Raw genomic sequence first — 17,816 nt, 5'->3', positions numbered from 1 at the left:
CCGGCCGGTGGGCGTCAGCGGAGCTGACTGATCACCTTGGCAAGGGGGGCCAGGTATCGGTCTGCCGTGGCGAAGTAGCTGATGCCGTAGGTTTCCCGGATCCCGCGAAGGGAGTCCGCGACTTCTCCCGCGCTCCCGTGCAACACGCCCGGCAGCGCCAGCAATTCCTCTTCCGACAGGTCGGGGTAGAGCGCGCGCGGCACGAACAGATCCGGCTCGCCGGATCCGGCGATGTGCACGGCGGCGAGGAACATGCCGAGTTCGAGCTGGTCGAAGCGCTCGCCGGCGGCCCGGCGCACGAAGCCGACCCGTGCCGACAGAGGGTCGGCCTGACCGGAACCGGGCAGAGGGCCCGCGCCCGCGATGTTCACGATGTCCGCGTGCCGGGCGGCGATGGTGAGGACCTTTTCGCCCGCGCCGCCGATCATCATCGGCACCCGGTGGCCTGCCGCGGCCAGTTCCCGGGACACCTCGGTCACGGTGTGCTCCAGGTGCTCGATCCGTTGCCGGGCACCGGGAAACGGCAACCCCGCGGCCTCGAACTCCGCGGCGGCGTAACCGGTGCCCACGCCGAGTTCGAACCGGCCGTCGGTGAGTTCGTGCACGCCGGCGACGTCGCGAGCCAGCAGTGCGGGCCGGTAGAACCCGGCGTTGAGCACCAGGGTGCCCAACCTCGGCCGGGTGGTGACCTCGGCGGCGGACACCAGCGCGGGGAACGGCGCGGTCATGCCGAGGTGATCGGGCACCAGGAGCACGTCGTAGCCCAGGTCCTCGACTCGCCGCGCGGTTTCCTGCCATGCCTTCCGGGGCCCGGCGGTGAAAAGGTTGACGCCGAATCGGAAATCTCTGGCGGTCATCATGGTCCTCTCGCGGTCGCGTGCCGAACGTGGCGCTGCTTCCACCTTGTGACCGCCGGCCGCGGCGAGTCCAATGAATGTTCCGCATCGAGCATTGCGTTTCGGGTATCACCGCAGCGTGCGGGCTATCTGACGAGGCGCGCGCCGGTCCCGGAATTACGCGGGCGGGTTCTCGAATTCGATCGGATAGGTCGAGGCACGGAGGCCGCTGTCCTGAAGCGCCATGATCGGCCGCCGGCCGGTGTTCCCACGCGGGACCCGCACCGTCGCCTCGAATGTTCCGTCCGCCTGGACCGGGAAGTCGCCGAGCCGTGGGCCGTTCTCGTTGTCGAGGAACAGCGAGACGGTTCCGGGGGCGAAGTCGACCCCGTGGATGTCCAACGGGGATTTCGTCAGCGCGACGCCGTTCGCGTCGAGCTGGGCGTGGGTGAAGTGGTTGAACGCCTGGATCGCGGGAGCCGGGGGCGCGGCCGCCGCGAGCACCGTGATCCTTTCCGGCGCCGAGGCCAGCCGCCGGCCGTCCTGTACCGCCCGAACGGCATAAGTGCCGGGCGGTTGATCGGGCGGGACGGTGATTCGGGTGGCGATGGTGCCGTCTTCTCGCACCGTGGTGTGGCCCACCACGGTGGCACGGGCGTCGTCGAGCACCAGGTCGACGTCGTTGGTCACGGCCGTGCTCGCCAGCAGCCAGGGACTCCAGTCGGTGGCGATTTGGTCCTTCACCGCGTAATCGCGCACGCGGAACGCGTACTGGCTTTCCGGCATCAGGGTCGGCCCGGTGCTGAACCGGTTGCGCCCGTCGTACGGGCCGTCGCGGTCGATCTTCACCGTGTCCGACGGGTCGGGCGTGAAGCCGAAGGGGCTGAAACCCCACTGGATTTCGGACAGCACCACCTTCCCTGCCACCGTGTCGTCCCACTCGATGGCCAGGTTGTTCGCGCTGGGGACGGGAAACGACTCGCCGCTCACGTCCAGGGAGCCGCCAGGGGAGACCACGGTCCCCAGCGTCGCCAGATGGGTCATCGAGACGAACAACCCGTCGTCGACACCGAGCTGCCGCACGTTCGGGCCGGGCTCGAAGGGCCGGTCGAGGGTGAAGGTGACGGTGTTCGAGGCCACCTTCTCGCCCTCGGGCACGACACTGTCGATGAACACGTCCAGCCGGTCGAAGCCGAGCGACGTGGCCTTCGTGAACGCGCCGGACAAGAGGTTGAGCTGAACGGCCAGCCCGGCGAGTTGATCCAGCGGCAGCGAGGTGACGTCTTCGCCGGGTACGACGAGGGGGTGGTCTTTGATCTGATCCAGCAGCTTCGTGACGGCGAGGCCGATGCCGCCGATCAGATTGCCACCGCTCAACCGCACATTGAGCGTGAGGAAGTCGACCGCGGCCGCGATCGGATAGTGCGGATCGTGGGGCACGCCCAGATACAGCCCGAGTTCGGCGTCGAAGGTCAGCTCGAAGGCCGGGTCGAAGGCCCCGCTCAGGGGGCCACCGGTCGTTTCGTGCCACTGCACCCGCACGCCGGGCAACTGATAGCTGAATGTCAACTGCGTCGCTTGCCGCACCGGCGACAGCAGTTCGAGCAATTCCTCGGAAACGTTTTCCGTGGTCAGCGCGCGCAGCGTGCCCTTGTCGGGAAAATCGGGGTCGATGTCGATCGCGTCCGGCCGCGCGTCCCGGACCGTCTGCCGGACCTGGCCGGCCACCGTGCTTTTCTGCTCCCGCCAGATACCGTCGAAAATCTTGTCCAGCGGGGTGGCCAGCATCGCCTCCATCGCCGCGGCCTGAGTTGGCTCCAGTTGGGTTTCGACAAGCACGCGCAGGGATGTGGCGGCAGGTCCGCCCAACGGTTTCCGGACCGGCGGAGGAGCCGTGCCCACCGCGACGAAACCCAGTTCGACCTGCAAGGGCGTACCCGCGATCGGAAAGTAGTCCACCGTAATCCCCTCCCCTTTGCGCGCCGCCGCGCGCACCCGTCCGACAATATAACGGCATCACCGCGCATTTCACGAATACTGGAACAATTGTCGCAGGACATTCTGGCAGTGTGTGCGGGATTCACGCCCCGGCGTTCCCGGGGAGACGGTTTTTGACACGGCGACAGGAAGCCCGGCGGGTTGGCGCGGGGATCGGCTCCGGAGGTTCTACGCTCGACGTCGTGGAATGGACGTTGCCGGAGTGGACGGTGCTGGCGTTGCTGCGAGAGGAACCGCGGCATGGTTTCGCCATTGCCACACTGACCGCTTCGGACGGTCCGCTGGGACGGGTGTGGCACATTCCCCGGCCGATGATCTACCGCGCGCTGGGACGGCTGGAGCCGGCCGGCTTGGTTTCCCCGGTCACCGTGGAGTCCGGCCCGGGTCCACAACGGACGGTCTTCGCGCTGACCGCCACCGGTCGTGGAGCGGTCGACGAGTGGCTGACCCGTCCCGTGCCGCATGTGCGGGACATCCGCTCGCATCTGCTGACGAAACTGGCGTTGCTGGACCGGCGCGGCGGCGATTCGCGGGCCCTTCTGCGGCGTCAGCGGGATGTGCTGGAGCAGATCGTGGGCGCGCTCGAGTTCGAACGGGCACGAGGCAAGGGATTCGACGCGGTTCTGCTGGCGTGGCGGCACACCGCGGCCGATGCGGCGCTGCGGTTCGTCATGGACCTGCTCGGCGCCGGTTACCGATCCGACCAAAAGTAGCGGAGACGCCTCCGCGGCCAATCTGCTTGTAGACACCGTTTCCGCCGTGGCTGTGGTCGGATCGGTTACGAACGGCACGGTAGTGGTCGTCGTCACTTGATGGCCCCCTGCCGGCGCCACTAGCGTCACTAGTAACAGTGTTACTAGCAGCCTCGGTGTCGTGGGTGCCGCCCGCGTGGCCGTGGCCACGATCGGAGGCCGAGCAATGACCCTGGCGGAGGAAACCAAGGCGCCGCTGCGCCACGCGGACCGGTTCTTCATCGGCGGAGAGTGGGTGGAACCTTCGTCCGACGCGAAGATCGAGGTGATCGACTCCGGCACCGAGGAGCTGTTCTTCCGGGTGGCCGAGGCGCGGGAGGCCGACATGTCGCGCGCGGTCTCGGCGGCGCGTGAGGCCTTCGACGAGGGTCCGTGGCCGCGCATGAGCCATGCAGAGCGGGCGGAGTTCCTTCGCGCGCTCGCGGCGGGTCTGATGGAGCGAGGCGCGGACATCGGCCAGTTGTGGCCGCGGGAATCCGGTGTCCTGCACGGCATCGCGCTGGCCGGCGGGTACGGCGCCAAAATCATCCTCGACCAGTATGCCGATCTGGCCGGCACCTATCCGTTCGAAGAGCCGGCCACGCCGATGGCGGGGGAGTTCGGGCTTCTCGTGCGGGAGCCGGTCGGTGTGGTGGGGGCGATCATCCCGTGGAACGCGCCCATGCAGCTGATCGCGAACAAGGTCGCTCCGGCGCTGCTGGCCGGGTGCACCGTCGTGCTGAAATCCGCGCCGGAAGCGCCCGGCGAGGGCTATGTGGTGGCCGAGGTCGCCGAGGCGATCGGGTTGCCGCGGGGGGTGCTCAACGTGGTCACCGCCGATCGCGAGGTCTCCGAACTGCTGGTGCGTGACCCGCGCGTGGACAAGATCACCTTCACCGGTTCGACCGCCGCCGGCCGCCGGATCGCGTCGCTGTGCGGGGAGCGGATCGCGCGCTGCACCCTGGAACTGGGCGGGAAGTCGGCCGCGGTGATCCTCGACGACATGGACATCGCCACCGCCGCGCGGACGCTGTCGGAGGCGGAGTGCCTGATGTCCGGGCAGGTGTGTTCGTCGCTGACCCGGATCGTGGTCAGCCGGGCGCGGCACGACGAACTGGTCGAGGCACTGGCCAGTACGTTTTCCCAGGTCCGGGTCGGTGATCCGTTCGACCCGGCCACCCAGATGGGGCCGTTGGCGGCGCAGCGCCAGCGGGATCGGGTGGAGGGCTACATCGCCAAGGGCGTGGCGCAGGGCGCGACGCTGGCCGCCGGCGGTGGCCGTCCGAAAGGTCTGGACCGGGGCTGGTTCGTCGAGCCGACCGTGTTCGGCAACGTGGACAACTCCTCGGCCATCGCCCAGGAGGAGATCTTCGGGCCCGTCCTGAGCGTGATCCCGGCCGAGGACGAGGACCACGCGATCGCGGTCGCCAACGACACGATCTACGGCCTCAACGCGTCGGTGTTCACCAACGACGTCGACCGGGCACGCGAAGTCGCGCGGCGGTTGCGTTCGGGCACCGTCGGCCACAACGCGTTCCGCACCGACTTCGGCATCGCCTTCGGCGGGTTCAAGCAGTCCGGCATCGGGCGCGAAGGTGGTCGCGAAGGCCTGCTTCCCTTCCTCGAAACCAAGACCGTCATCCTCGAAGGCCGCCCAGCGGGCTACTGAGCCTCCGGGCGCCGAGGCGTCCACGCGGGCCCGATCGCGCTGGGAATCTCCGCGACCTCATGGCACGATCTGGCGAATGAGCAGTAGACCCGCCACGGCGCAGCATCTGCGAGACCTCGCGTTGCTGCGCCGTGTCCGCGACCGGATCGACCGGGAGTACGCGCAGCCGCTGGACGTCGAGGCACTGGCCCGGGGCGTGAACATGTCGGCCGGACATCTCAGCCGTCAGTTTCGGCTCGCTTACGGTGAGTCACCGTACTCCTATCTGATGACGCGACGCATCGAACGCGCGATGGCGCTGCTGCGCCGTGGGGACCTGAGCGTCACCGAGGTCTGTTTCGCGGTCGGCTGCGCGTCGCTGGGCACCTTCAGCACTCGTTTCACCGAGCTGGTCGGGATGTCGCCCAGCACCTACCGGCGCCGCGCGGCCAACGCGACCGCGGCACTGCCGCCGTGCGTGGCCAAACAGGTGACCAGACCGGTCAGGAATCGAGAAGCGCCGCTCATCGAGCCGCACCTAGTGTGACCAGTATGGACATCACGATTCACGCGAGCTTCCTGCCGCACGACGACCCGGAGGCCTCCGTGGCCTTCTACCGCGACACCCTCGGCTTCGAGATCCGCAACGACGTGGGCAAGGGCAAGATGCGCTGGCTCACGGTCGGCCCCGTCGGCCAGCCCAGCACGTCCATCGTCCTGTCCCCGCCCGCCGTCACCCCCGGCATCACCGACGACGAGCGCCGCGTCATCACCGAGATGATGGCGAAGGGCACCTACGCCGCGCTCCTCCTGGCCACCAAGGACCTCGACGGAACCTTCGAGCGGCTGCAGGCAGCCGACGTCGAGATCGTCCAGGAGCCGACAGAGCAGCCGTACGGTATCCGCGACTGCGCGGTCCGTGATCCGGCGGGCAACCTGGTCCGCGTCCAGGAACTCTGAACTGAGGGGAAGAGAAAAAAGAACATGGGCACGAGAACGGAGACGCCGCACGTCGCCGACAGCCACGATCTGATCCGCGTGCACGGCGCTCGGGTGAACAATCTGGCCGACGTCAGCGTCGAAATCCCGAAACGCAGACTGACCGTGTTCACCGGCGTCTCCGGCTCGGGCAAGAGCTCTCTGGTGTTCGGCACGATCGCCGCGGAGTCGCAGCGGCTGATCAACGAGACCTACAGCGCGTTCGTGCAGGGGTTCATGCCGACGCTGGGACGGCCGGACGTCGACGTACTGGACGGGCTGACCACCGCGATCGTGGTGGATCAGCAGCCGATGGGCGCCGACCCCCGTTCCACGGTCGGCACCGCCACCGACGCCAACGCGATGTTGCGCATTCTGTTCAGCAGGCTCGGGAAGCCGCATATCGGTTCGCCGCAGGCGTTTTCGTTCAATGTCGCCTCGATCAGCGGAGCGGGCGCGGTCACCGTCGAACGCGCCGGGCGCACCGTGAAGGAGCGCCGCAGTTTCAGCATCACCGGGGGGATGTGCCCGCGATGCGAAGGACGGGGCTCGGTCAACGACATCGACCTGACGCAGCTCTACGACGACAGCAAGTCGTTGAACGAGGGTGCGCTCACGATCCCCGGTTACAGCATGGACGGCTGGTTCGGCCGGATCTTCCGGGGCTGCGGCTTCTTCGACCCGGACAAGCCGATCCGCGAGTTCACCAAGAAACAGCTGCACGATCTGCTCCACAAGGAACCGACCAAGATCAAGGTCGAGGGCATCAACCTGACCTACGAGGGGCTGATCCCCAAGATCCAGAAGTCGATGCTGTCGAAGGACGTGGACGCGCTGCAGCCGCACATCCGCGCGTTCGTGGAGCGGGCGGTCACCTTCGACACCTGTCCCGAATGCGGTGGCACCCGGCTGTCCGAGGCGGCGCGCTCGTCGAAGATCAAGGGGGTCAGCATCGCCGACGCCTGCGCGATGCAGATCAACGACCTCGCGGGCTGGGTCCGGGAACTGGACGCGCCGTCGGTCGCGCCGCTGCTGACGTCGCTGCGGCACACCCTCGACTCGTTCGTCGAGATCGGACTCGGTTACCTCAGCCTCGATCGTCCGACGGGCACCCTTTCCGGCGGCGAGGCACAGCGCACCAAGATGATCCGTCACCTCGGGTCGTCGCTCACCGATGTCACCTATGTCTTCGACGAGCCCACCATCGGGCTGCATCCGCATGACATCCAGCGCATGAACGACCTGCTGCTCCGGTTGCGGGACAAGGGAAACACGGTGCTGGTCGTCGAGCACAAGCCGGAAGTGATCGCGATCGCCGACCACGTCATCGACCTCGGGCCCGGCGCGGGGACCGGTGGCGGCGAGGTGGTGTTCGAGGGCGGCATCGCGGGGTTGCGGTCCTCGGGCACGCTCACCGGACGGCATCTGGACGACCGCGTCCGCCTGAAGCCGTCGGTCCGGACGCCCTCGGGCGTCCTGGAGGTGCGCGGCGCGAACACGCACAACCTGCGGGAGGTCGATGTCGACCTCCCGCTCGGCGCGCTGGTCGTGGTCACCGGGGTGGCCGGGTCGGGCAAGAGTTCCCTGATCCACGGTTCGGTCTCCGGCCGGGACGGCGTGGTCGCGGTCGACCAGACTCCGATCCGGGGCTCACGGCGGAGCAACCCGGCCACCTACACCGGCCTGCTCGACCCGATCCGCAAGGCGTTCGCCAAGGTCAACGGGGTGAAGCCGGCGCTGTTCAGTCCCAACTCCGAGGGAGCTTGCCCCACCTGCAACGGCGCCGGGGTCGTCTACACCGACCTGGCGATGATGGCGGGCGTCGCCACCACCTGTGAGGAGTGCGAGGGACGGCGTTTCCAGGCCGCGGTGCTCGAATACACCCTGGGCGGCCGCGACATCAGCGAGGTGCTCGCGATGCCGGTGACCGAGGCCAGGGAGTTCTTCGGCGCCGGTGACGCGCACACCCCGGCCGCGCACGCCATCCTCACCCGTCTGGACGAGGTCGGGCTCGGTTACCTCAGCCTCGGCCAGCCGTTGACCACGCTGTCCGGCGGTGAGCGCCAGCGGCTCAAACTCGCCACCCACATGGGAGGCAAGGGCAGTGTGTACGTCCTGGACGAACCGACCACCGGCCTGCACCTCGCCGACGTCGATCACCTGCTCGGGCTCCTCGACCGGCTGGTCGACGGCGGCAAATCGGTGATCGTGATCGAGCACCACCAAGCGGTGATGGCGCACGCCGACTGGATCATCGACCTCGGCCCGGGTGCCGGCCACGACGGCGGCCGGATCGTCTTCGAGGGCACCCCCGCCGATCTTGTCAACACCTCCTCGACTCTCACCGGCAAGCACCTCGCCGCCTACGTGAATCCCTGAGGGCAAGTTACCGGTCAGTAACCCGATGGCAGGTGCTTGCGCGGGGGCGGGTAGCGTACGGCGGTGCCGGACAGTACGGCTGTTCTCTCAGCCAGTGACCGTGAAGGAGCCGTCATGCCCACGCTCGACCGTCAGGACAACGTGTTCGTTCTTGACATCGGCGAGGGAGAGAACCGTTTCCATCCGGACTGGATCGCCTCCGTCGACGCGGCACTGGACGAGGTGGCGCGAGCGGACGGACCCCGTGCCCTGGTCACCGCCGCGACCGGCAAGTTCTATTCCAATGGTCTGGACCTGGACTGGCTGTTCGCGCACGCCGAGGCGCATCACGACTATGTCGTCTCCGTGCACGCGCTGCTCGCGCGCCTGCTGTCCCTCCCGGTGATCACGGTGGCCGCCCTGCAGGGACACACGTTCGCGGCCGGGGCCATGTTCTCCCTCGCACACGACTTCCGGGTGATGCGTGCCGACCGGGGTTTCTGGTGTCTGCCGGAGGTGGACATCGACATCCCGTTCACCCCGGCCATGTCCGCGCTCATCCAGGCCAGGCTCGCCCCGCGGAGCGCACACGAGGCCATGGTCACCGCTCGCCGCTACGGCGGGCGGGACGCCGCGACCGCCGGAATCGTCGACCACGCCGTGGATTCCGACGCCGTCCGTGCCACGGCGGTCGGGATCGCCGCCGCGCAGGCGGGCAAGGCCGGTGACACGCTCGGCACCATCAAGGCCCGCCTCTACGCGCCTGCCTTGACGCTTCTGCGCGACACGGACAACCCCCTCGGCTGATCCCGGCTGTTCCGCGGAGGACCGGCGGACGTTTTCGGGCGTTGCCTGTGAAGCCTGTGAAACTTTCCGGAACCTTGCGCGGGCGGCAGTGTCGTGGATCGGGAAAATGATCCTTTGATCGTTGTGCCGTGCGAACCCGCGACTGAAAGATGCGTTCTATCCGGAGGGAGGGCCGGAACGGGCCCCGCGGAGTAGAAATCAGTCCTGGACCGGCGACCCAGTCCGCTCGAAGCGAAGTGAGAGGCGCTGAAGTCGCTGGGCCAGGGGAAAAGAAGGTGTGACCGATGAGCGAACGCACGGATTGCGTCGTGGTGGGCGGCGGCCCGGCCGGGATGGTGCTGGGGTTGCTGTTGGCCAGGGCCGGTGTCGAGGTCACCGTGCTGGAAAAGCACGGCGATTTTCTCCGGGATTTCCGAGGGGACACGGTGCACCCGTCGACCATGCAGCTGCTGGACGAACTGGGCCTGGGCGAGAAGTTCGCGGCGCTGCCCCAGAGCAGGATCAGCGAGGTCGTGATTCCGCGCGGAGACGGCGACCGCACGGTGGTGGCCGACCTTCGCATGCTCAAGACCGCCCATCCCTACATCGCGATGGTCCCCCAGTGGGACCTGCTCAGCCTGCTGGCGGAGGCCGGCCGCGCGGAACCCACGTTCACCCTGCGCATGAACACCGAAGTGACGGATCTGATCGGCGAAGCGGGCCGGGTGGCCGGTGTGCGCTACCGGGAAGCCGACGGCAAAACCGGCGAACTGCGGGCGAATCTCGTCGTCGGCTGCGACGGCCGCTGGTCCGTGGTCAGGCAGAAGGCCGGACTGGAGCCTCGCGAGTTCGCGGTGCCGATGGACACCTGGTGGTTCCGGTTGCCGCGGGACGAAGGCGAAATCCGGACCCTGGCGCCCATCGTCAACGACGGGAGCTTCGTGTCGCTCATTCCGCGCGAGGGTTATTTCCAGATCGGCTACTCCATGCGCAAGGGAATCGACGCGCGGCTGCGTGAGGAGGGACTCGACCGGTTCCGCGAGCGGATCGCGGAAACATTGCCCATGCTGGCCGACCGGGTCGACGCGATCGAGTCGATGGACGACGTCAAACATCTCGACATCCGGGTGAACCGGTTGCCGCGCTGGCATGTCGACGGCCTGCTGTGCATCGGCGACGCCGCCCACGCGATGTCGCCGGTGGGCGGCGTGGGCATCAACCTCGCGGTGCAGGACGCGATGGCCACCGCGCGGCTGCTGGCCGAGCCGTTGCGCCGTGGGTATGTCACCGAAGTCGATCTCGCCAAGGTGCGACGCCGCCGGAGGTTGCCGACCGTCGCGGTGCAGGGACTTCAGCGGATTCTGCACAGCAAGGTCGTGAAGCCGGCGGTCGAAGGCAGGCACGCGGACATGCCGAAGCCGGTAGCCAAGATTCTCTACCTCACCAGGCTCTTGCCGAGTTACCTGATCGGGGTCGGCTTCCGTCCCGAACCAGTTCCCGCGTTCGCCCGCCGCCCTTCGGAGTCGCCGTCGGTCCCCGTCGCCGAAGTCGCCGCGTGAAGATGCCCGGGGACGAGAGGCGCCAACCGGGCGAGGGTGGTGCGGGTGGGACCCTCGTCGCGCATTCTGGGAGAGCCGCTCACCGCGAGGGCGGTCCGCGCCGCGTCCTCCGGCCTGCCTTCGGCGACGGCCTTCCGGCAATGCCGGAGCATCGGCACGAGCACCTCGCCGAGAAGCGACAGCGGAGGCTCGTCCAGCACCAAGCTCGCGACCAGCGGCAGGTACATGCCCAACGGTGCCAGGACTCCCGGCACGTCCACCAAGGTCGGGCCCGTTCCGTGGATCGAGAAGCGAATGGTCGTACCGTCCGGAGAAACCACATCCCCGTCGTCCATGGCAGCAGGGTAGGCCGGAAACGCTCCGGTCCACGAGTCTCCGGACAGGGCTACCGGCTCGGCCGGATGGCGCAATCGCTCAGCCGCGGTAGTGGCCGGCGAGTGCGGTGAAGGCGGCTTTGGGTTCCCACGGCAGGCCGGGATAGGTTTCTCCGTAACGGTTTTCCAGAACCTTGACGATCCCGGGGCCGGCCAGGTCGAGGTCGTCGCGGGGGTCTCCCTCCGGGCGGTGCGGGAAGTTTTCGAGCGCGAAAAGGAATACGAAAGCGCTGTCGACACCTTCGGCGTCGAAGATCTCCAGTAGCTCGCGCAGGTAGGTGGCTTGTTCCGCCTCGTCGCGGACATACTCGCCGTTCAGCCGGATCGGCGCGCCGGTTTCCTTGTCGTACTCGACGATCTCCATGCCGCGGGCGCCCCGGTCCCCGGCGCCACGGTAGGCGCTGCAGCCGAATTCGGTGATCGCGACCGGTTTCCCTTGCGCGACAAGGGCGCGCACCCCCTCGCTGTACCGGTCGGCGACCTCGGCCGACCGGTAGAGGTCGACACCCACGAGGTCGAAGGACGTCCAGTCGACGCGTTCGAGGGGGATGGCGGCGTAGGTGATCCGGCCACCGAACCGTTCCCGGACCACGGCCACGGCGTCGGCCAGAAACTCGTTGACCCGTAGGGAAACTTCGCCGACCAGCTCGCGCATGCGCTCCGACCCCGGTTGGTCCAGCAGCGCCGCGAGGCGGTCTTCCTGGGTGGCACCGGGCAGGAATCCCTTGTTCATCAGGCTCAGTTCGGCTCCGGTGACGAACACGACTTCGGCTCCCCGCACCCGGATCTTTTCCGCCCGTCCGGCGCAGTCGGCGAACAGCGAGAGCATTTCGTCCGTGGTCAGCTCGAGCGGGTAGGGCGAGAACCAGACCTCCAGGCCGAGATCGGCGGCGTAGGTCGCGGCCAGTTCCAGCCGTTCCGGATCACCGCCGGTGATACGGACGGCGGTGCAGTGCAGGTCGTCACGAATGATGCCCAGTTCGCGCTTCACCGTCTCCGGCTCGAAGCGGGTACGGGAGATCGCTCCGTTTCGGACGAAACCGGTGTCGTAGGTGATGCCCTTGGCCCGCATGGCGGTGGTCCTTCCTGTGGGGTTCGAGAGCGAGCGTAAGAGATAAAAGTGCGTGCGCGCAAGTTTGCGTGCGCGCATCGAATCTGGAAGCATGAGCCGGTGGGATTGCGCGAGGAGAAGAAGCAGGCCACGCGAGAGGCGCTGCGCGAGGCGGCACTGCGGCTGGCTCTGGAACAGGGGCCGGACAACGTGCGTGTCGACGACATCGCCGAGGCGGCGGGGGTGTCGCCGAGGACTTACAACAACTATTTCTCCAGTCGTGAACAGGCGATCGTCGCCGCCGTGACCGCCGAAAGGGAATCGCGGGTCGCCGAGGCGGTCGCGTCCCGGCCCGCGAACCTCCGCCTCGCCGACGTGGTGACCGAGGCGATCGTGGAGCAGTACACCGACCCGGGTGAGCACGGCCGCGACGCGCTGCTGATGATCACTACCCACCCCGCGCTGCGGGAGGCCTTCGCCGGCACCGCCGTAGCCATCGAACATCCGCTGGCCGCCCTGATCGCCGCGCGTCTCGGCGATCACGACGACCACGTCGCCCACGTGCTCGCGGCGAGCGTGGCCGCCGCCGTCCGGGTGGCGCTGCACCGCTGGATCCGGCCTGCCGGAGGATCAGCCAGTGGTCTCGTCGTCCCGTCCGGTTCGTTGTCCGACCTCCTCCGCGCCACGCTCGCGCCACTCGCGCCCGCGTTCGACGCCGCCGAAAACCGTCGAAAGTCCTGACCGCGCACCGGAAAACGCGTGAGGCAAAGGGGCGGCCGTTTCTCTCACTTCGGCTAAGCGGACGAAGGCCTCCGTTAGCGTCCCAGGCTGGGGGTTGCCGCGTACGAGCGATCGACGGACAAGGAGAAGAAGTGAAGGCAGTCGCGATCCAGGCGTTCGGCGCCCCGGAGGGCCTCGCGGTCATCGACCTCCCCGACCCGAGCCCCGCCGAAGGCCAGATGCTGATCGACACCGAAGCGATCGGGGTCGGGGGCGTCGACACCATGATCCGCAGTGGTGCGCTCGCCGCCTGGGGTTTTCGGGAAGGCCACGTTCCCGGCGGCGAGATCGCGGGCACGGTGGCCGCGGTCGGCGAGGACGTCGACACGTCTTGGGTCGGTCGGAGGGTCTGGGCATTCGGCGTCAGCGGTGGCTATGCCGAGCGGGCCGTCGTGGCGGCCACGGCGGTCCTCCCGTTGCCGGCGGGTCTGTCCGCCGTCGACGCGGTGACACTCGGGAGTTCCGGGATCGTGGCCCACTTCGGCCTTCGCCATGCCCGCTTCGCTCCTGGCGAGTCGGTGCTGGTGCGTGGCGCGGCCGGTGGCATCGGAGTCATGGCCGTTCAGCTCGCGGCACGTGGTGGCGCCAGTGTGGTGGCGGTCACGACCTCGTCGGCCGAACGCGGTGATCGCCTGCGTGCACTCGGCGCGACTCATGTACTGGACCGCGCCGGTCAGGGCGAGGACGCGCCCGAGGGTTACGACGTGATCGTCGACATCGTCGCCGGTCCGGAGCTGCCTTCGTGGTTCGCCAGGCTCAACCCGAACGGCCGGCTGGTGGCCGTCGGCGCGATCGCGGGCTTCCCGCCGGAGGACTTCGGCAGGACGATGTTCGAGGCCTTCCGGAAGTCGATGTCGTTCGCGACCTTCAGCGCGGACACCGTGGCGGTGTCCGACCGGCGCGCCGCGACGGCCGAGTTGTTCGCCGGCGCGGTTCGCGGCGAGGTGCGCGCGGTGGTGCATGAGGTGCTGCCTCTGGATCAGGCCGTGCTCGCGCACCGGATGATGGACTCGGGCGAGGTGTTCGGAAGGGTCGTGTTGGTGACCCGGCGGTGAAGCAGGCGGAAATTCGGGCGAAATCGCCCCGATGATGCGGAACACTCGGGCCCGCCGATGAGTTCTGGCAGATGTACCGGTCTCTACCGGTGACACGAATCGAACGTCATGCCGACGGCGCAAGGGTGCGAGGCGGCTGTGACCCCGGACCCTGTGAGGTGCTCGTCATGACCGCCGCGATCCAGGAAAGACCGGCCACGCGGCCGGGCCGCACGCCGCTGGTGGTGCGGCTGCTCGTGCTGGCCACCTTCGTGGTCATCCTCAACGAGACCCTCATGATCAACGCGATTCCGCGGTTGATGGACTCGTTCCACGTGACCGAGCAGGCGGCGCAGTGGGTCTCGACGATCTTCATGCTCGCCATGGCGGCGGTGATCCCGATCACCGGATGGTTCCTGGAGCGGTTCGCCACCCGGCAGGCCTATGCCCTCGCGATGGGTGCCTTCCTCCTGGGGACCGTCCTGGCCGGGGTGGCGCCGTCGTTCCTGATGCTGTTGCTGGGCCGGGTCATCCAGGCCTCGGGCACGGCCGTGATGATGCCGCTGCTGATGACGACGTTGATGAACGTGGTGCCCGAGCAGGACCGGGGCCGGGTGATGGGCACCGTGACCCTGGCGATCTCGGTCGCGCCGGCGCTCGGTCCGGCGGTCTCCGGACTGGTCCTGCAACTCGGTTCGTGGCGGTTGCTGTTCGCGACCGTTTTTCCGATCGCGGCCCTGGTGACCGTGTTCGGGCTGCGCAAGGTGCAGAACATCAACGAGCCACGGGTGAGTTCGATCGACTGGTTCAGCGTCGGCGCCGCCGCGTTCGGCTTCGGTGGTCTGGTGTACGGGCTGAGCCTGTTCGGCGAGAGCGGTCAAGCCGTGCTCGGCACCGGCATCGTCCTCGCCGGGGCCGCCGCGATCGCGATCTTCGTGGTTCGTCAGCTCAGGCTGCAGCGCACCGGTGTGCCGCTGATGGACCTGCGCACTCTCCGGCACCGCACCTTCGGGTTGTCCCTGGCGCTGATGTCGATCGGGTTCCTGGCGATGCTCGGGTCGATGATCCTGCTGCCGCTGTACCTGCAGAACCTGCGCGGCCTCAGCCCGCTGCAGACCGGGTTGCTGGTCATGCCCGGCGGTCTGGCCATGGGTCTGCTGGGACCGACCGTGGGGCGGGTGTTCGACCGGTTCGGCAGCAGGCCGCTGGTGCTGCCGGGCTCGATCGGAATGGTGCTCGCACTCGGCGGGTTCACCATGCTCTCGACGACGATGCCGTACTGGCAGGTCCTGGCGCTGCACGTGCTGCTGATGGTCAGCCTGGCGGCGACGTTCACCCCGCTCTTCACACTCGGCATGGGCGCGCTTCCCGCGCATCTGTACTCGCACGGCAGCTCGATCCTGGGCACGTTGCAGCAGGTCGCCGCGGCGTTCGGGACCGCGCTGGTGGTGACCGTGATGGCCGGGCGTGCCGATCACCTGGTGGCTTCCGGTGTCGCCGCGGTTCCGGCACAGGTCAGCGGAATGAGGCTGGCCTTCGTGGTCGCGACGGCCCTTGCCCTGGTGACCATCTTCATCGCGATGAAGCTGCCGAACCGGGCCGCGGCCACCGGCACCGACGAGGCCGAGCCGGGCACGGACGGTCACCCGGTCGCCGAGGCGCTCGCCGTCAACGAGGCCTGACGCGCGCCTGTCTGCTGTGGGGCACGGCCTGATCGGGCCGTGCCGGGGCGTCGAGGGCGTACATTGCTCTCAACAGAGCCAAGATCGTGACCCCCGGTCGGCTCGTGGAGTCACCGGAGCGTCACTCTGGGCTGCCTCCGTGCCAATCCGACCGAAAGTAGGCGGACGCGGTCCGCAACCGAGTGGCTGGTATTGACCCATTTCCGCCGTGGCTGCCGTCGGATTGGTGACGAAGGGCAGAGTAACGCCTGAACACCCACAGAGCAGACAGGACACCGATGTCACGCATGAATGCTCAGAAATACCTGGCGCAGGCGATCCATGCCTACGGGCTGACGCACGTGTTCATGGTGCCGACCTCGTTCGTCGCCGCCTCGGCGGAACTCGACCGGCTCGGCGTCCGCACGATCATGACGCATGGCGAGAAGGCCGCCGTGTACATGGCGGACGGCTACGCGCGCATCCGGCGCGCGCCGGGTCTCGTCCACGCGCAGAACATCGGCGCCGCCAACCTGGCCGCCGGGCTGCGTGACCCGTACATGGCGGGCTCGCCCGTCGTCGCGCTGACCGGCGCCCCGCATCCGTCGACGACCTACCGGAACCTCTATCAGGAGATCGAGGATTTCCCGCTGTTCAAGCAGGTCACGAAGTTCGCCGCGCAACTGCACCTCCCGGAGCGGCTGCCCGACCTCCTTCGTCAGCTCTTCCGCGAGGCGACTTCGGGCGCGCCGGCGCCGGTGTACCTCGCGGTCAGCGGCGCGCTCGGCCAGGCCATCGACGCCGACATCGAGCCGCCCGAGGGCAACGTCGTCGCCGAGCCGATCTTCGCGACCGTGCCGGCCACCCGGCCGCGGGCGGGCGACGACGAAATCCGTGCCGCGCTGGCGAAACTGGCCGGTGCCGCCCGGCCGGTCATCGTGGCCGGGGGAGGGGTCGTGCAGTCCGGTGCGCAGGCCGATCTGGTCGCGCTCGCCGAACTGCTCAAGATTCCGGTCGCGACCTCCATGAACGCCAAGGGGACGATCGACGAGCGCCACGAACTCGCGGTCGGTGTCGTCGGCAGCTACTCGCGGGCGTCCGCCAACCGCACGGTGATGGCCGCCGACATCGTGTTCTTCGTAGGGAGCCACACGGGAAGCCAGGTCACCGACAACTGGCGGCTTCCGGCTCCCGGCACCACGGTGGTCCAGCTCGACATCGACCCGGCCGAACTGGGCCGTAACTATCCGAACGCGGTCAGTCTTTGTGGTGACGCCAAAGCGACCCTGGAGCGGATGCGCCAGATCGCCGAGGACGAGCCGGAAACCCATGAGGCATGGGCGCTCGAGACGGCCGGTTTCGTCGCGGAATGGCGCTCCTCGCAACGCGAGCGACTCGAGTCCGACGCGGTGCCGATGCGGCCCGAGCGCATCTGCGCGGAGATCAACGCGGTGCTGCCCGAGGACGGAGTCCTGGTCTCGGATACCGGGCATTCGGGAATCTGGACCGCGAGCCTGTTCGACCTGAAGCCACCGCAGACCTACCTGCGGTGCGCGGGCAGCCTGGGGTGGGCGCTGCCCGCGGCCATCGGCGCGCAATGTGGTGCCCCCGAGCGCCGGGTCGTCTGCTTCACCGGTGACGGCGGGTTCTACTACCACCTGGCCGAGCTGGAAACCGCGGCCCGCTACGGGATTCCCGTGGTGATCGTGGTGAACGACAACCGCTCGCTCAGCCAGGACTTGAAGCCGTATCGGCGTGCCTATGACGGGAGTCCGACCGCGCACGGCGACAAGATGTGGATGTTCGAGGAGGTGAACCTCGCCGCCACGGCCCGGTCGCTCGGCTGCGACAGTCACCGTGTCGAGACACCGTCGGAGTTCGCGGACGCTCTCAAGGCGGCGATCGCCTCGTCGCGTCCGACGGTCATCGACGCCGTGTCCCAGATCGACGCTTTCCCGGACCCGCCCTTCGGCGGGACCACCTTCTACGCGAGCGACGAGAAATCCTGATCGCGCCAGTACG

15 protein-coding genes are annotated in these 17,816 nt (G+C 68.3%); 11 read left to right on the top strand and 4 right to left on the bottom strand.

Annotation, left to right across the window (positions count from 1 at the left end; all coding sequences use genetic code 11):
• Positions 1–14: 14 nt before the first annotated feature.
• Together ACFSXZ_RS26810 and ACFSXZ_RS26805 are read right to left on the bottom strand one after the other, a co-directional pair.
• On the bottom strand, positions 15–860 hold the full coding sequence (locus ACFSXZ_RS26810; protein ID WP_378267966.1) for a TIGR03621 family F420-dependent LLM class oxidoreductase: 846 nt from the start codon (positions 858–860) through the stop codon (positions 15–17).
• A 153-nt stretch (positions 861–1,013) separates the two neighbouring features.
• Positions 1,014–2,795 (bottom strand): hypothetical protein, encoded by a 1,782-nt coding sequence (locus ACFSXZ_RS26805; protein WP_378267965.1) that lies wholly within the window; start codon positions 2,793–2,795, stop codon positions 1,014–1,016.
• Positions 2,796–3,016: 221 nt separating this feature from the next.
• Here ACFSXZ_RS26805 and ACFSXZ_RS26800 point away from each other — a divergent pair, with 221 nt between their 5' ends.
• The 7 genes from ACFSXZ_RS26800 to ACFSXZ_RS26770 all read left to right on the top strand — a co-directional run bounded on the left by ACFSXZ_RS26800 (position 3,017) and on the right by ACFSXZ_RS26770 (position 10,894).
• Positions 3,017–3,547 carry a PadR family transcriptional regulator gene (locus ACFSXZ_RS26800; protein WP_378267964.1) on the top strand — a complete coding sequence of 177 codons (531 nt, stop codon included), beginning with the start codon at positions 3,017–3,019 and terminating at the stop codon, positions 3,545–3,547.
• A 160-nt stretch (positions 3,548–3,707) separates the two neighbouring features.
• Positions 3,708–5,234, top strand: a complete 1,527-nt coding sequence (locus ACFSXZ_RS26795; protein WP_378267963.1) for an aldehyde dehydrogenase — start codon at positions 3,708–3,710, stop codon at positions 5,232–5,234.
• A 76-nt stretch (positions 5,235–5,310) separates the two neighbouring features.
• A complete protein-coding gene (locus tag ACFSXZ_RS26790; RefSeq protein ID WP_378267962.1) occupies positions 5,311–5,760 on the top strand; it encodes a helix-turn-helix transcriptional regulator in 450 nt (149 codons plus the stop codon).
• Positions 5,761–5,765: 5 nt separating this feature from the next.
• Positions 5,766–6,173 (top strand): VOC family protein, encoded by a 408-nt coding sequence (locus ACFSXZ_RS26785; protein ID WP_378267961.1) that lies wholly within the window; start codon positions 5,766–5,768, stop codon positions 6,171–6,173.
• Between the two features lie 24 nt (positions 6,174–6,197).
• The gene (locus ACFSXZ_RS26780; protein WP_378267960.1) at positions 6,198–8,570 is read left to right on the top strand and encodes an ATP-binding cassette domain-containing protein; all 2,373 of its coding nucleotides are present in this window, start codon (positions 6,198–6,200) and stop codon (positions 8,568–8,570) included.
• 114 nt (positions 8,571–8,684) lie between these two features.
• Positions 8,685–9,356, top strand: a complete 672-nt coding sequence (locus tag ACFSXZ_RS26775; protein WP_378267959.1) for an enoyl-CoA hydratase-related protein — start codon at positions 8,685–8,687, stop codon at positions 9,354–9,356.
• Between the two features lie 284 nt (positions 9,357–9,640).
• Complete coding sequence (locus ACFSXZ_RS26770; protein WP_378267958.1) at positions 9,641–10,894, top strand: FAD-dependent oxidoreductase; 1,254 nt, start codon at positions 9,641–9,643, stop codon at positions 10,892–10,894.
• Here ACFSXZ_RS26770 and ACFSXZ_RS26765 read toward each other — a convergent pair.
• Both ACFSXZ_RS26765 and ACFSXZ_RS26760 read right to left on the bottom strand, forming a co-directional pair.
• Entirely contained in the window at positions 10,795–11,229 is a 435-nt protein-coding gene (locus ACFSXZ_RS26765) for a hypothetical protein (RefSeq protein WP_378267957.1), read from the bottom strand. The two genes, ACFSXZ_RS26770 and ACFSXZ_RS26765, sit on opposite strands and share 100 nt — an antisense overlap.
• Positions 11,230–11,308: 79 nt before the next feature.
• Positions 11,309–12,340 carry a hypothetical protein gene (locus ACFSXZ_RS26760; RefSeq protein ID WP_378267956.1) on the bottom strand — a complete coding sequence of 344 codons (1,032 nt, stop codon included), beginning with the start codon at positions 12,338–12,340 and terminating at the stop codon, positions 11,309–11,311.
• Positions 12,341–12,439: 99 nt separating this feature from the next.
• On the opposite strand from ACFSXZ_RS26760, the gene ACFSXZ_RS26755 reads away from it, so the two are divergent.
• The 4 genes from ACFSXZ_RS26755 (at position 12,440) to ACFSXZ_RS26740 (ending at position 17,803) form a co-directional block, all read left to right on the top strand.
• On the top strand, positions 12,440–13,060 hold the full coding sequence (locus tag ACFSXZ_RS26755) for a TetR/AcrR family transcriptional regulator (RefSeq protein ID WP_449224292.1): 621 nt from the start codon (positions 12,440–12,442) through the stop codon (positions 13,058–13,060).
• Between the two features lie 131 nt (positions 13,061–13,191).
• Positions 13,192–14,154, top strand: coding sequence for a zinc-binding dehydrogenase (locus tag ACFSXZ_RS26750; RefSeq protein WP_378267955.1), 963 nt, complete (start codon positions 13,192–13,194; stop codon positions 14,152–14,154).
• Between the two features lie 167 nt (positions 14,155–14,321).
• On the top strand, positions 14,322–15,815 hold the full coding sequence (locus tag ACFSXZ_RS26745; RefSeq protein ID WP_378267954.1) for an MDR family MFS transporter: 1,494 nt from the start codon (positions 14,322–14,324) through the stop codon (positions 15,813–15,815).
• Positions 15,816–16,102: 287 nt separating this feature from the next.
• Positions 16,103–17,803: a thiamine pyrophosphate-binding protein gene (locus ACFSXZ_RS26740; protein ID WP_378267953.1), complete on the top strand. Its 1,701-nt coding sequence runs from the start codon at positions 16,103–16,105 to the stop codon at positions 17,801–17,803.
• Positions 17,804–17,816 lie beyond the last annotated feature (13 nt).

It is taken from the genome of Amycolatopsis pigmentata (assembly GCF_042684065.1).
Lineage (GTDB): Bacteria > Actinomycetota > Actinomycetes > Mycobacteriales > Pseudonocardiaceae > Amycolatopsis_E > Amycolatopsis_E pigmentata.
Note: the sequence above shows the minus strand (reverse complement) of the source record. Positions and strands in the feature narration are given on the sequence as shown.